The 14,092-nt window shown below is 35.7% G+C and carries 10 protein-coding genes and 1 tRNA gene; 3 read left to right on the top strand and 8 right to left on the bottom strand.

The genetic code is table 11. The features are described from left to right. Window positions 1–11 precede the first annotated feature (11 nt). The gene (locus RM542_RS05055) at window positions 12–1,367 is read right to left on the bottom strand and encodes a c-type cytochrome (protein ID WP_311384625.1); all 1,356 of its coding nucleotides are present in this window, start codon (window positions 1,365–1,367) and stop codon (window positions 12–14) included. A 324-nt stretch (window positions 1,368–1,691) separates the two neighbouring features. Between RM542_RS05055 and RM542_RS05050 the strand changes: the two genes are divergently transcribed. After that, window positions 1,692–2,066, top strand: coding sequence for an SPOR domain-containing protein (locus RM542_RS05050; protein ID WP_311384624.1), 375 nt, complete (start codon window positions 1,692–1,694; stop codon window positions 2,064–2,066). 70 nt (window positions 2,067–2,136) lie between these two features. Here RM542_RS05050 and infB read toward each other — a convergent pair whose 3' ends face one another. The 4 genes from infB to RM542_RS05030 all read right to left on the bottom strand — a co-directional run bounded on the left by infB (window position 2,137) and on the right by RM542_RS05030 (window position 6,973). Continuing rightward, on the bottom strand, window positions 2,137–4,893 hold the full coding sequence (gene infB / locus RM542_RS05045) for a translation initiation factor IF-2 (RefSeq protein WP_311384623.1): 2,757 nt from the start codon (window positions 4,891–4,893) through the stop codon (window positions 2,137–2,139). Window positions 4,894–4,936: 43 nt separating this feature from the next. Then, the gene (gene nusA, locus RM542_RS05040) at window positions 4,937–6,169 is read right to left on the bottom strand and encodes a transcription termination factor NusA (protein WP_311384622.1); all 1,233 of its coding nucleotides are present in this window, start codon (window positions 6,167–6,169) and stop codon (window positions 4,937–4,939) included. Window positions 6,170–6,181: 12 nt separating this feature from the next. Then, the gene (rimP, locus tag RM542_RS05035; protein WP_311384621.1) at window positions 6,182–6,643 is read right to left on the bottom strand and encodes a ribosome assembly cofactor RimP; all 462 of its coding nucleotides are present in this window, start codon (window positions 6,641–6,643) and stop codon (window positions 6,182–6,184) included. A gap of 258 nt (window positions 6,644–6,901) precedes the next feature. Next, a tRNA-Gln gene (locus tag RM542_RS05030) sits at window positions 6,902–6,973 on the bottom strand. A 194-nt stretch (window positions 6,974–7,167) separates the two neighbouring features. Between RM542_RS05030 and RM542_RS05025 the strand changes: the two genes are divergently transcribed. Further along, window positions 7,168–10,515, top strand: coding sequence for a DUF2723 domain-containing protein (locus tag RM542_RS05025; protein WP_311384620.1), 3,348 nt, complete (start codon window positions 7,168–7,170; stop codon window positions 10,513–10,515). A 67-nt stretch (window positions 10,516–10,582) separates the two neighbouring features. On the opposite strand, the gene RM542_RS05020 is transcribed toward RM542_RS05025, so the two are convergent. The 3 genes from RM542_RS05020 to RM542_RS05010 all read right to left on the bottom strand — a co-directional run bounded on the left by RM542_RS05020 (window position 10,583) and on the right by RM542_RS05010 (window position 12,983). Beyond that, window positions 10,583–10,879 (bottom strand): thioredoxin family protein, encoded by a 297-nt coding sequence (locus tag RM542_RS05020; protein WP_311384619.1) that lies wholly within the window; start codon window positions 10,877–10,879, stop codon window positions 10,583–10,585. Window positions 10,880–10,970: 91 nt separating this feature from the next. Next, on the bottom strand, window positions 10,971–12,206 hold the full coding sequence (locus RM542_RS05015) for a metallophosphoesterase (protein WP_311384618.1): 1,236 nt from the start codon (window positions 12,204–12,206) through the stop codon (window positions 10,971–10,973). Window positions 12,207–12,260: 54 nt separating this feature from the next. Beyond that, window positions 12,261–12,983 carry a copper homeostasis protein CutC gene (locus tag RM542_RS05010; RefSeq protein WP_311384617.1) on the bottom strand — a complete coding sequence of 241 codons (723 nt, stop codon included), beginning with the start codon at window positions 12,981–12,983 and terminating at the stop codon, window positions 12,261–12,263. 86 nt (window positions 12,984–13,069) lie between these two features. Between RM542_RS05010 and RM542_RS05005 the strand changes: the two genes are divergently transcribed. Next, entirely contained in the window at window positions 13,070–14,056 is a 987-nt protein-coding gene (locus RM542_RS05005; protein ID WP_311384616.1) for a N(4)-(beta-N-acetylglucosaminyl)-L-asparaginase, read from the top strand. Window positions 14,057–14,092 lie beyond the last annotated feature (36 nt).

Here is a 14,092-nt window from a genome sequence, read left to right as displayed (position 1 = left end):
CTTCTTTTTTATTAATAGTGGCATTTACCACATTCCAATCCACCCATTTGAGCCGCAGTCAACTTATCAACACCATACTTCTTTGAAAGCTCATTATGAATTTTTTCATAATATCCATTATCTGAAACCTGAACCTCAGTTTCTCTGTGACAGTTAATACACCAACCCATGGTTAACGGTGAATACTGATACATAATCTCCATTTCTTCCACCGGTCCATGACAGGTCTGACATTCAATTTTACCTACTTCAACATGTTGTGAGTGATTGAAATACGCGAAATCAGGTAAATTGTGAATTCTAACCCATTCAACAGGTTGTGACTCTCCTGTGTATTTTTGATTTTCTTCATCCCAACCTACAGCCTTATACAGTTTCTTGATTTCTTTTGTATAAAACTCATTGGTATACCCATTAGCTAAATCATCAGCAGTTGGCCCTTCAGGATTACCCTTGTAATCGTAAATAGATTTGTGACAATTCATACAAACATTTAGAGAAGGAATACCTGAATGTTTTGAAACTCTTGCAGATGAGTGACAATACTTACACTCTATTTTATTGTCACCAGCATGTATTTTATGAGAATAGTGAATAGGTTGCACTGGCGCATACCCTTGGTCAATACCTATTTGAGACATCCAGCTGTAAGCGAAGTATGCACTACTCAATAAAAGAACCACTACAGCGCATAAAACCAAAAATTGATTTTGAATAAAGGCTTTCCAAATTGGAGTTCTTTTTTCAGCATTTACCTTTACAACTTCAACACCATTGGCCTCGGCTATTCTTCTCAATGTATTATTTACCAAGATAAGCATGACAACAAGTAAACCAAAAACTAAAGCAAGGGCCCCTAAAATAATTTCATTAGAGATTCCATTTGAATCTCCATTACCAGAATTTCCACCACCATCAGTTGGAGGCACAACAACAGGAGCTGGCGCTGGTGCTGCCGTGTAGGCTAAAATATTATCAATATCAGCATTAGAAAGTGTTGGAAACGCTGTCATTGCTGCTTGGTTGTACTCAGCGTAAATTTTATTAGCATAAGCATCACCAGATTTAATCATGCCAGGGCTATTCTTAATCCAAGCATACAACCATTCTTTTTCTAAACCTTCATCATCATAAAGACGTTGTTCTACATTTGCCAATGCAGGACCAGTCATTTTTCTATTCAAAGCATGACAGGCAGCACAGTTTTGATTAAATAACTGTTTTCCTGCAACTGGGTCACCACCTAAATCAGCAGCAGGCTCAGCTTCGTCTTGTGCAATAACAGATGTTGATAAAAACGTTAGGAGTAAAAGTAAACTAAGACCAAATACTTTTGAAAATTGAACGCGGCTAAAAACCTTTTTCATTTGTTACTTGTTATTTCTTAAAGCGGTCAAATGTAATTTGCCAAACGAATTAATGATTATCCAAATCTTAAATTTCTGGCGCATTAACATGGTAACGCATTTGCTATCAGAATTTTGGCACGATATTTTCTGTTTTGGACTACATGAGCCTCTTATATCATGCTAGAAATTGAGGACAAAAATACGACACAGCAGGCTTTTTTAAAATGTTAAGGGATTGATAATATCTAATTTATAACAATTCTAAATAATACATTTTAGTTTTGTTTAATACTTAAAAAATTACTTTTGCATAGTTCACACAAACACAGTACATTGACACTTATGAGAACCCCTGTATTCATTATCGCAGCCTTGTTTTGTTTTCAAATAGCAGGAGCGCAAGAGGGCACTATAAACATTCAACAAGACCCTAAAATTGATCAACTAGTAAAGGTTTATAAAACCGTCAATTCTAAAGTTGATTACTATCAAATTCAAGTAGGTTTTAAAACCAATGACCAGTCAGCTCAACGACTTTTAGATCAAGTTCAAATTGATTTCCCAACCTGGTATTCTACCATAAAATTTCAAGAACCAACTTATAGAGTGCGCTTAGGCAAATTCAGAGATAAATTAGAGGCTGAAAGAAAGTTTATCGAGGTAAGAAAAAAATATCCAAATGCAATGTTACTTAAACCAGAGAATAGCGCAAAATAATTTACAAATTGTTACCAAAAACAAAGAAACCCGCAATAGCGGGTTTCTTTGTTTTTAAAATATAATTATTTTATAGCTTCTTTTTTACTGCTACTTCTTGGAATGCCTCTACAACATCATCAATTTTAATATCATTGTAGTTCTTAACCTGAAGTCCACAATCATAACCTTTTGAAACTTCTTTTACATCATCTTTGAAACGTTTTAAAGATGATAACTCACCAGTGAATATGACTACACCATCACGAATTAATCGAATGTTAGAGTTTCTAAAGATTTTACCATTCTGAACCATACAACCCGCAATGGTTCCAATTTTAGAAATCTTAAAGGTTTCACGTATTTCAGCAGTACCTGTAATTTCTTCTTTCATTTCAGGTGAAAGCATACCTTCCATGGCATCCTTCAAATCATTGATAGCATCATAAATGATAGAATACATTCTGATATCAATTTCTTCTTTATCAGCAATATCACGGGCATTACCCATTGGTCTTACATTAAAACCAATAATAATTGCATCAGAAGCACTTGCTAACAACACATCAGATTCTGTAATGGCGCCAACGCCTTTATGAATAATGTTTACCTGAATCTCATCAGTAGATAGCTTTTGGAAAGAATCTGTTAAAGCCTCAACGGAACCATCAACATCACCTTTAAGTATAATATTTAATTCTTGGAAATCACCTAGAGCAATACGTCTTCCGATTTCATCAAGTGTAATATGTCTTTGCGTTCTAACAGATTGCTCACGTTGTAATTGAGAACGTTTTGCTGCAATCTGCTTAGCTTCTCTCTCATCATCAAGAACATTAAACTTATCACCAGCTTGTGGAGCTCCATCCAATCCAAGAATTGATATTGGCGTAGCTGGACCAGCCTTTTTAATATTTTTACCCCGTTCATCTTGCATGGCCTTAATTTTGCCACTGCAGGTACCCGCTAAAACATAGTCTCCAATTTTAAGCGTACCGGCTTGCACTAATATCGTACTAACATACCCTCGACCTTTATCAAGAAAAGCTTCGACTACTGTTCCGTTTGCCAGTTTATCAGGATTTGCTTTTAACTCTAACAGTTCTGCTTCAAGCAAAACTTTTTCTAATAGGTCTTTTACACCATCACCTGTTTTAGCCGATATATCATGAGATTGTATTTTACCACCCCAATCTTCAACCAACAAATTCATTTGTGCAAGACCTTCTTTAATCTTATCAGGATTTGCAGTAGGTCTATCTATTTTATTAATTGCAAAAACAATTGGCACACCTGCTGCTTGAGCATGGCTTATTGCCTCTTTAGTTTGCGGCATAATATCATCATCCGCAGCAATTACTATAATAGCAATATCAGTTACTTGCGCCCCTCTAGCCCTCATCGCTGTAAAAGCTTCGTGACCAGGAGTATCTAAAAATGTCATTTTTTGACCACTTTCAAGTGTCACTCCATAGGCACCAATATGCTGTGTAATTCCACCGCTTTCTCCGGCTATTACGTTCTCCTCTCGAATATAATCTAACAATGAAGTTTTACCGTGATCAACATGACCCATTACTGTTACAATAGGTGCTCTAGCTTTTAAATCTTCAGGACTATCCTCATCTATCTCAATTGATTCTTCAATTTCAGCAGTTACAAACTCAACTTCATAACCAAATTCTTCCGCAACAATAGTTAAGGTTTCGGCATCTAAACGTTGGTTCATCGTTACCATCATACCTAAAGACATACAAGCTGAAATAATATCAGTTGTGGAAACACTCATCATCGTAGCCATCTCATTAGCCGTAACAAATTCTGTTACTTTTAATAATTTGCTTTCAAGCTCTTGTTGTTCAAGATCTTTTTCCGTTTGTTGACGGTGTTGATCTCTTTTATCTCTTCGATATTTAGCACCTTTACCCTTGTTACTCTTACCTTGAAGTTTTTCAAGAGTTTCTCGTACTTGTTTTTGTACCTCCTCTTCGGTAGGCTCTACCTTAGGTGCATTTGATCTTGGGTTACCACCTCGCCTATTACCTGCAGCCGGACCAGTACCTCTTGGTCTATTTCCACCTCCTGGTTTAGGACCGCTAACAATTCTTCTTCTTCGTTTTTTACGATCTGCAGAAGCATCAGCTTTTTTAGGTTCCTCCTTCTTCTTTTTAGGCTTATTGAATTTGGTTAAATCAATTTTATCACCTGTAATTTTTGGACCAGAAAGCTTTTGATATTTGGTCTCAATAGCACCTGGTTCAGCGGTAGTTTCTTCGACAGTCTCAACTTTAGGTTTCACCTCTTCTGCCTTAGTCTCTTCTTTTTTAGCCTCTTCTTTTTCTACGGGAGCTTCTTCTTTAGCTACCACCTCTTTGACGGGCTCAACCTTGGGCTCTTCTATTTTCTGAACCTCTACTTTAACCTCTTCTACTGGTTTTTGAACTTCTTCTTTTACTTCTTCAACTTTAGCAACAGGCTTCTTCTTATCTAAATCAATCTTACCTACCGTTTTTGGTCCGGTAAGTTCAACCTTGCCCTTAATAACTTCTGAAGCGGCTTGTCTTCGTTCACGAGCCAATCTACGCTCTTCTTGTTCACGCTCCAATTGAAGTCTAAGTTCTTCCTTCTCCTTTAGCTTTTCTTCAGCAACTTCTTTAGAGGCAACTTTCTTGCTTTTATCTGTCTGAAATTCATCCAACAGCACTTGATATACCTCATCAGTGATTTTAGTTGTAGGCCTCGCCTCAATATCGTGCCCTTGAGACACAAGGTGGTCTACAGCTCTATCAAGAGAGATATTCAATTCTCTTAGAACTTTATTTAATCTTATTGTTGGGTTTCCTGCCATAAAAACTTTGCTATCCCTTTAATTTTATGTGCTAATATATAGTTTAATCTTCAAATTCTTCTTTGAGGATACGAACCACTTCTTTAACAGTTTCTTCTTCTAAATCTGTACGTTTTATTAAATCAGCAACATCTTGTTCTAAAACACTACGAGCTGTATCTAAACCAATCTTTTTAAACTCTTCGATGATCCAAGCATCAATTTCATCTGAGAACTCAGTTAATTCTACATCTTCCTCAACTCCTTCACGGAATACATCAATCTCATAACCAGTTAATTGACCTGCCAATCTAATATTATGACCTCCACGACCAATAGCTTTAGACACCTCTTCAGGTTTTAAATAAACCTGTGCCGTCATTTTTTCATCATTCAATTTAACTGAAGATACACGAGCCGGACTTAAAGCTCTCGTCACCATCAATTGTGGATTACCTGTCCAATTGATAACATCAATATTTTCGTTACCCAATTCACGAACAATACCATGAATACGAGACCCTTTCATACCTACACAAGCGCCAACTGGATCTATACGGTCATCGTAAGAATCAACAGCAACTTTAGCTTTTTCACCTGGAATACGAACAGCTTTTTTAATGGTAATTAAACCATCAAAAACCTCAGGAATTTCTTGAAAGAACAACTGCTCTAAAAACTTAGGTGCCGTTCTTGACATTATAATTGAAGGTTTATTTCCTTTTAAGTCAACACTTTCAATAATACCACGGACGTTATCTCCTTTTCTAAAGAAATCAGATGGAATCTGCTTCTCTTTAGGCATAATGATTTCATTACCTTCATCATCTAACAAAATAATTGCTTTGTGACGAATGTGATGCACCTCTGCAGTGTAAATCTCACCTTCTAAGTCTTTAAATTGCTTGTATATGGTGGTATTATCATGTTCATGGATTTTTGAAATCAAATTTTGACGTAATGCCAAAATTGCGCGTCTTCCTAAATCCATTAGCTTCACTTCTTCCGAAACATCTTCACCAACTTCAAAATCAGGTTCAATTTTTCTAGCTTCTGTTAAAGAAATTTCTTCATTTGGCTCTTCTACTTCTCCATCTTCAACAACGATTCTGTTTCTCCAAATTTCTAAATCACCCTTATCAGGGTTAATAATGATATCGAAATTCTCGTCAGAACCGAATTTTTTCTTCAACGCATTTCTAAATACGTCTTCTAAAATCGCCATTAAGGTTACTCTGTCTATAAACTTATCATCCTTAAATTCCGAAAAGGATTCAATAAGCGCCATGTTTTCCATTGTGGTCTACATTTAAAATTTTAATACAACTTTTGCCTCTTTTATATCAGAAAATGCAATGTTCTGTTTTTTCCGAACCGTATGCTTTCCTTTACCTATTGGTTTTGGTTCTCTCGTTTTCCATTCAAGCGTAATCTCTTCATCTCCTGCAGCCGTAAGATTTCCTTCAAGCTTTTCAGTTTCAGTTTTTACCTCCAGCGTTCTTCCAATATTCTTTGAATACTGTCTTGGTAAAGTCAAAGGTGATGTCGCACCTGCAGAAGTTACCTCTAAAGAAAAATCTTCTTCCTCTCGATCTAAATTATGTTCAATCGCTCGACTAACCTCCATACAATCTTTTAAGTTAATTCCATCGTCACCATCTAAAATAACTCTGATTTTATTACCAGAATCAACCATGAAATCAATCAAAAAAAGATCTTTTCGTTTGTCTAACGCTTCATTTAAAAGATCGGTTACTTTTTGCTTAAACATAAATCTAAGTAATAAAAGAGGGGACTAAAAGTCCCCTCATGAATACCAAATATCCGTTCAGTGGTGCAAATATACGATAATTCTCTTGTTTGCAAAATTCATGGTTAAACAAAATAATTACTGTTCAAAGTCATTAATAGCATCTTGTTTTTCAACACCTATCATGCTTGCTTTTTACTTTTAAATAAAACAAACTTTCAAAAACATACTCAAAAAAAATCCGACACCTTGTATGGTATCGGATTTTACTTAAACTTGTTGGCCCACAAGGACTCGAACCTTGAATGACGGTACCAAAAACCGGAGTGTTGCCAATTACACCATGGGCCAGTGCCAACTACAATCAAACTACTGTTTGATATTAAGAGGGTGCAAATTTAAAACAAACTTTTGTTTCAGCAAACAAATTTAATGACAATTAAGAGAAAAACGTACGCTTAATTCGTGTTAAAGGTTTTTAAAAATTACCTATAGAACTCTTTTTTATTTGGTAATTTCGCCCCAATCGGTAAAGTACGTATTACATGTTTGCAAAAAACTTTGAAAAATGGGATACCATTTTGGGTTGGTCATCTTTTTCTATTGCACTAATTATTTATTTAATTACCGTTGAACCCACAGGTAGTTTTTGGGATGCTGGAGAATACATTACCACTTCTGCCAAACTACAAGTAGGTCACCCACCTGGGGCCCCATTATTACAAATGATTGGGGCATTTTTCTCAATGTTCGCTTTGGATAATACCCAAATTGCAAGAATGGTAAATTCCGTTTCAGTAGTTTCTAGCGCATTCACAATACTCTTTCTTTTTTGGACAATTACCAATTTGACAAGAAAATTAATTACCAACGGACTAGCATTAACCAATAGCAAAGCGATAGCAATTTTTGGTTCGGGCTTAGTTGGTGCTTTGGCTTTTACTTTTTCAGATAGTTTTTGGTTTAATGCTGTTGAGACAGAAGTGTATGCAATGGCAAGCCTAATCATGGCTTTGTTACTTTGGATGGGACTCAAGTGGACTGATAATTTAGAAAGCCCCAGAGGTAATAAATGGCTGATTCTAATATGTTTTGTGGTTGGCTTAACCTTTGGTATTCAATTCATGGGGTTTTTGGCAATACCTTCAATAGGTCTATTATACTATTTCAAAAAATACAAGAGTACTACCGTCAAAAACTTTTTAATTGCCAATGCTTTGGTCGTTGGGGTTTTAATGATAGTTTATAAATTTTCACTGACCTATGTTTTACAAGTTTTTGGATGGAGTGAAGTATTTTTTATCAATCAATTAGGATTACCGTTTAATTCTGGAACGCTAATCATGGGGTTTGTATTTATTGCAGTCTTTTACTTTGCCTTAAGATATACTCGCAAGAATCAATACTACAATGCCAATACAATCGTATTATGTTTTATGTTTTTAATACTTGGTTTTTCATCTTGGCTCATGTTACCTATTCGAGCTAATTCACAAACTGTAGTAAACGAAAACAATCCAGAAGATGCTCGTTCATTATTAGCCTATTACAATCGTGAACAATACCCTGGAGTAGAAAGTCCTTTTTATGGGGCTTATTTCTCTAATACGTTTGCCGGCCCGGGTGATGATATCGATGATAAACCTAAATATGAAAAAGACGAGGAGCTCGGTAAATATATTATAGTAAACAACTATGAAGATGCGATGCAGGGGCCAAATAAAAAACATGTTGGTTTTTTACCAAGGCTTTGGAGCGAACAACATGCTGAAAATTATATGCGCTATTTCGGTCGTTTAGACTTCAAAATAAAAGCGGAGTATATCTCTAACAATGATTTAAGGGAAGCTGTAAATCAATTCAAACAGTTGGACGCAGCGGGAGAAATTGATACAGAGCAGTATATTGAGTTTTTAAGAAGTTTTAGCGATTATATCAATATTGAACCGCCAAGCCTTGGGCAGAATATAAAGTACTTATTCGAATTTCAGTTTGGGTATATGTATATGCGTTACTTCATGTGGAATTTTGTCGGAAGACAAAATGATATGCAAGGTAGGTATGACGAAAATGGCCATTGGCTAAGCGGAATAAAAACAGTTGACAAAGTCTTTTTGGGTAGTCAAGACAACTTACCAAGTGATGTATTAAACAATAAGGCAAGAAATACCTATTTCTTTTTACCTCTGATACTGGGTATCATCGGAATTTTGTTTCAAATCTCCAAGAACCCCAAACAGTTTTGGGTACTTTTTGTGTTTTTCATGTTCACGGGTATTGCGATTCAATTTTACACTAATCCTTATATATTTCAGCCACGTGAGCGCGATTACTCATTAGTAGGATCGTTTTACATTTTCACTATTTGGATTGGCCTAGGTGTATATGGTTTATTTGAAGAAGTAAAAAAGTTACTCAAACCTAAATTAGCGGCACCGGTTATAACTATCGTTTGCTTATTAGCGGTTCCATTTTTAATGGCCTTTCAAAATTGGGATGATCATGATCGTTCAGGGCGTTATACTGCAAAATCGACCGCTAAAGCATATTTAGATTCTTGTAAAGAAGATGCTGGTTCTATTCTTTTTACGATTGGTGATAATGACACTTTCCCGTTATGGTACGCTCAAGATATTGAGGAACACCGTACAGACGTGCGTGTGGTCAACACCAGTCTTTTCGCAACAGACTGGTATATTGATCAAATGAAACGAAAAGCGTATGATAGTGACCCAATACCTTCGCAATTAACACATGATAAATACCGTTACGGTTCAAGAGATGCGGTGTATTATCAGGGTATAACTGAAAGTAGATGGAATATCAAAGATTTCATGAATTGGATTGGTAGTGATAAACCACAAACTAAATTCAAACATTTATTTGAAAAACAAGGTCGCGATATTAGTGCCTATCCTAAAAGCACTCAAGAGATTGTATATTACCCAACTAACAAAATTCGTATTCCTGTTAATAAGCAAAATGTCTTAGAAAGTGGTGTGGTAAAACCTGAAGATGCTGATTTAATATTAGATTATATCGATATAGATTTGCCTGAGAGTGCCTTACCTAAAAACCGGATTTTGATGTTAGATGTTATCGCTAATAATGATTGGAAACGTCCTATTTATTTCTCAGGTGGTAGCTTTGATAAAGCGGAATACATTTGGATGAAAGATTATCTACAATTAGATGGTTTAGTGTATAAGTTGGTCCCTATAAAAACCAAAAATGCTAGTCCGTTTGAGATGGGCCGTATTGATACCGAACTCATGTATGATATTGTTAAAAAATGGGAATGGGGCAACTCATCTAGTTCAGATATTTATCATGACACTCAAACGCGTTCGCAAGGCCTTTCTTACAGAAGTAATTTAGCCCGTTTGATGGAACAACTTATTGAAGAAGAAAAGATTGATAAAGCAAAGGATATCATTGAAACTGCAATGACTCATATTCCTTTTGAACATTATGGTTTCTACACTTTTGTTGAGCCCTTTGTTGATGGTTATTACAAAGTTGGTGAGCAACAAAAAGCACATGAGCTTTTTAATAAACTTAAAAAGGTATACCAAGAACGTTTGGAGTATTACGCTGGGGTTTCAAGAGACCAACAGTATGAGCAAATCGAGACTATACTTGCCGATATGGAAGCTTATAGAAGAAATATTGATATTTTAATTCGAAATCAAGATAGGGAGCTTGCTGAAAAAGAAACTTTGATATTTAATGAATATATAGACAAGTTTTCTCAGTTCATTGGAGAAGAGGATCAAGAATACCTTAGTGATCCAAATTATGGCAATCCTGAAATAGAAGACACCATGCAATTAGATAGTACCGTATTCGATACTATTCCTGTTGTTGAAGATGGAGTAATGATTGACAACTAGATGCAATTCTAGTAAAATCTATAGAAAGCTAACTTGGACTAAAATGACTAAAACTTATCATCTAAGTCTAAAGATATTCGTTTAAAATACCGATCAAGGTGTTCGCATCTTGCTCACCACTTTGACGCCAAACCATTTCACCTTTTTTATAAATCATTAGGGTTGGCAAACCTTTGATACGCAATGCTTGTGAGAGTTCTTTGTTTTTATCAACATCAATCTTAATCACTTTACCCTTATCACCAAGAGCAGCAGCTACATCTCTGAGAACAGCATGCATTGAAGTAGATTGTTCGTTCCAGTCGGCATAGAAGTCTAACAGCACAGGAATGTTTAAGTCAATTAACTCGCCAAATTTCGACATTGCAAATAGGTTATTTTACTACTCAAAAGTAAGAAAAAATGTTAAAGTAATACATTCAGCAAAGCCTTTACACAATTGATTTGGGTTAAATTCACGTTAAACCTTTCTTTTTTAAGGTGATTACAGAAATTTCAGGCCAAATTCCTACACGACCAGGATATCCTATAAAACCAAAACCTCTGTTAACATTAATATACTGCCCTAACTCTTGATATAAACCTGCCCAATACTTGTAACGCCATTTTACTGGACTCCATTTTATCCAACCAGGTATTTCAACCCCAAATTGCATCCCGTGGGTATGACCACTTAAAGTTAAATGAAAATGATATTCATCATTAATGACAACGTCTTCCCAATGTGAAGGGTCATGGCTCATTAATATTTTAAAATCATCTTTTGCTATTCCTTCCTTAGCTTTATTCAAGTCTCCAGCTTTTTTAAAACCTCCTCTACCCCAATTTTCGACTCCTACCAAAGCAATTCTTTCACCATTTCTCTCTAAATAACGATGAGAATCAAGAATTAAATCGAATCCAATATCTTTCTGAAGCTTTTTTAAATCAACTAAATTTTGCGCTTTGGCCTCTATACTTTCCCATTGAGTATAATCGCCATAATCATGATTTCCTAAAACAGAGAATACACCGTCTTTAGCTTCCAGTTTAGCAAAAGAATCTTTCCAAGGCTCCATTTCCGTAGCCTTATCATTTACCAAATCTCCTGTAAATAAAATGACATCACTTTTTTGTTTATTAATTAAATCAATACCATAAGATACTTTTTCATGATTATCAAAACTACCGCTATGTACATCAGAAATTTGTGTGATTTGGTATCCATTAAAAGCTGCTGGAAGATCCTCAAACTCCAATTCATATTTCAGTACCTTATAATTATACTTTCCTTTGTACATACCATATAACAAAGCACCGAATGGCAATGCGGCAATACCTAGACCAATAACACTAACAAATTTCCGTCTAGACGGAAAATAACTAGTGTTGCCTTCCGACGGTCCAACTATCTTGTTGTAACCTAAAGTAAGTAATCTTATGATATCTTCTATCAATAAAAAAAAACCTAAAAAGAGAGCTAATAAAAAGAAAGAGAAAAATATTCCTCCAGCTATAGAAATTGAACCTCTAAGACCATCACCTGGTACATAATTTATAGCTCTAACAACTAAATTTATCAATGCAAAAAAGAAGAGCACTGCATAAAGAACTTGCATCCAAGAACTTTTGAATATCGTTTTAAAACCTTGAAAACCATAGAACGCCAAGACGATATAAAGAATTGAGAGAATAGTAAGAAATCGAGCCATAGACTATTTTTTACGAAGATATTTGATTATAAACTCTAGTACTTTGCTTTTGTTTTATTTAATTAATTGCACTATTTGATGTACAATTTTTTCATTTGTTACTGCTACTTCATTCTCGGCAAAATGTTTTTTAGAGTTCATTGTAATTTTTGTAGAAGTATCCACCTGATTTACAAATGATGTGCCCGAAAAATGAATTGCTTTAAATTCCGCTTTTTTAAATGCGCTAATATTAGCTGCGTTTACTCCACCACCTGGCATAATCGTTATTCTAGATGACAAGCGCTTTAACTCTTTGAGCTGGTTAATTGCGTCTTCAGCCGCCCCTAGTTTTCCAGAAGTTAATACCGTATCAATACCTAATTCTTCTAATTGCAACAAAGCCTTCTTTTGGTCATCAATCCAATCAAAAGCACGATGAAATGTAAAGTGTAAAGGTTTTGATTTCGAAATTAAAATCTTAGTCTTTTCAATTGCAATAGTGTTATCTGAATTTAGTGCACCCGACACGATGCCATCTACACCTAGTTCTATGCAGACTTCAATATCTTTATGCATAACCTCGAATTCGGTATCGGTGTATGTAAAATGACCACTGCGAGGCCTCAAAAGCACATGAATTGGAATGTTAATATGTTTTTGAACCTGTTGAATTAATCCCGAAGAAGGCGTTATGCCTCCAACACCTAACTCTGAACAAAGTTCAATGCGATCTGCTCCAGCACTCTGAGCATTAATGGCAGATTCTAAAGAATTACAACAAACTTCAACTAGCATATCATTATATTTAATGTCATTCCCGTACAAAAGCAATATTCAAAGATATAGACTAATACGAGATATTCACTGTAAAGCAAAAAACCATGAAACGACGTAAATTCTTAAAAAACTCAAGCCTTACTACTGCAGGAATACTATCTACTCCAATTCTCACATCGTGTAAAACAGAAGAAAAAAAAGACACCATAGTAGCCGTTACCTCTTCCATAAAGCCCATAGTGATTGCAACTTGGAACGTTCCTAATTCAACCGCTGAAGCATGGAATGTTTTAAAAAAAGGTGGCAATAGCCTAGATGCTGTCGAGATTGGTGTTCAAATGGAAGAAGCAGATGTGAGCAATCAATCTGTCGGCAAAGGTGGTCGTCCTGACCGAGATGGCAATGTAACCTTAGATGCTTGTATTATGGATTCAAAAGGAAATTGTGGTGCTGTGGTTTATATGCAAAATATCACCCACGCAATATCAGTAGCCAGAAAAGTGATGGAAGAAACCCCTCATGTTATGCTAGCCGGAAAAGGGGCGGAACAGTTTGCTTATGAGCAAGGCTTCCCGAAAGAAAAACTTTTAACCGAAAAATCAAAAACAGAATGGTTAGAATGGAAAAAGGAATCAAAATACGCTCCCGTTATTAATATTGAAAACCATGACACTATTGGTATGTTAGCGATTGATGCAGAAGGAGATATTTCTGGGGCTTGTACCACTAGCGGGATGGCTTATAAAATGGCCGGGCGTGTTGGTGATTCTCCAATTATAGGTTCAGGATTATTTGTTGATAATGATATTGGTGGGGCAACAGCCACGGGGCAGGGTGAAGAAATCGTAAAAACGGTTGGTAGTTTTTTAGTAGTTGAATTAATGCGGCAAGGACGAAGTCCTCAAGAAGCCTGCGAAGAAGCAGTAAATCGGATTATAAAAAATGACCCAGATTATGAGAACATTCAGGTAGGCTATATTGCCATAAATAAAAATGGAGAAACCGGTGGTTATTGTATTCATCCTGGTTTTAGTTATCGCGTATTTTCCGAAAAAGGACATGAGAATGTGGATTCACGCAGTTATTTGTAGGCTTTATGGATTTTCTTTGGCTTTAGCTCGACCTCA

The sequence above is a fragment of the Croceitalea sp. P059 genome (assembly GCF_031846365.1).
Lineage (GTDB): Bacteria > Bacteroidota > Bacteroidia > Flavobacteriales > Flavobacteriaceae > Croceitalea > Croceitalea vernalis.
This window is presented reverse-complemented; position numbering and strand designations above follow the sequence as displayed.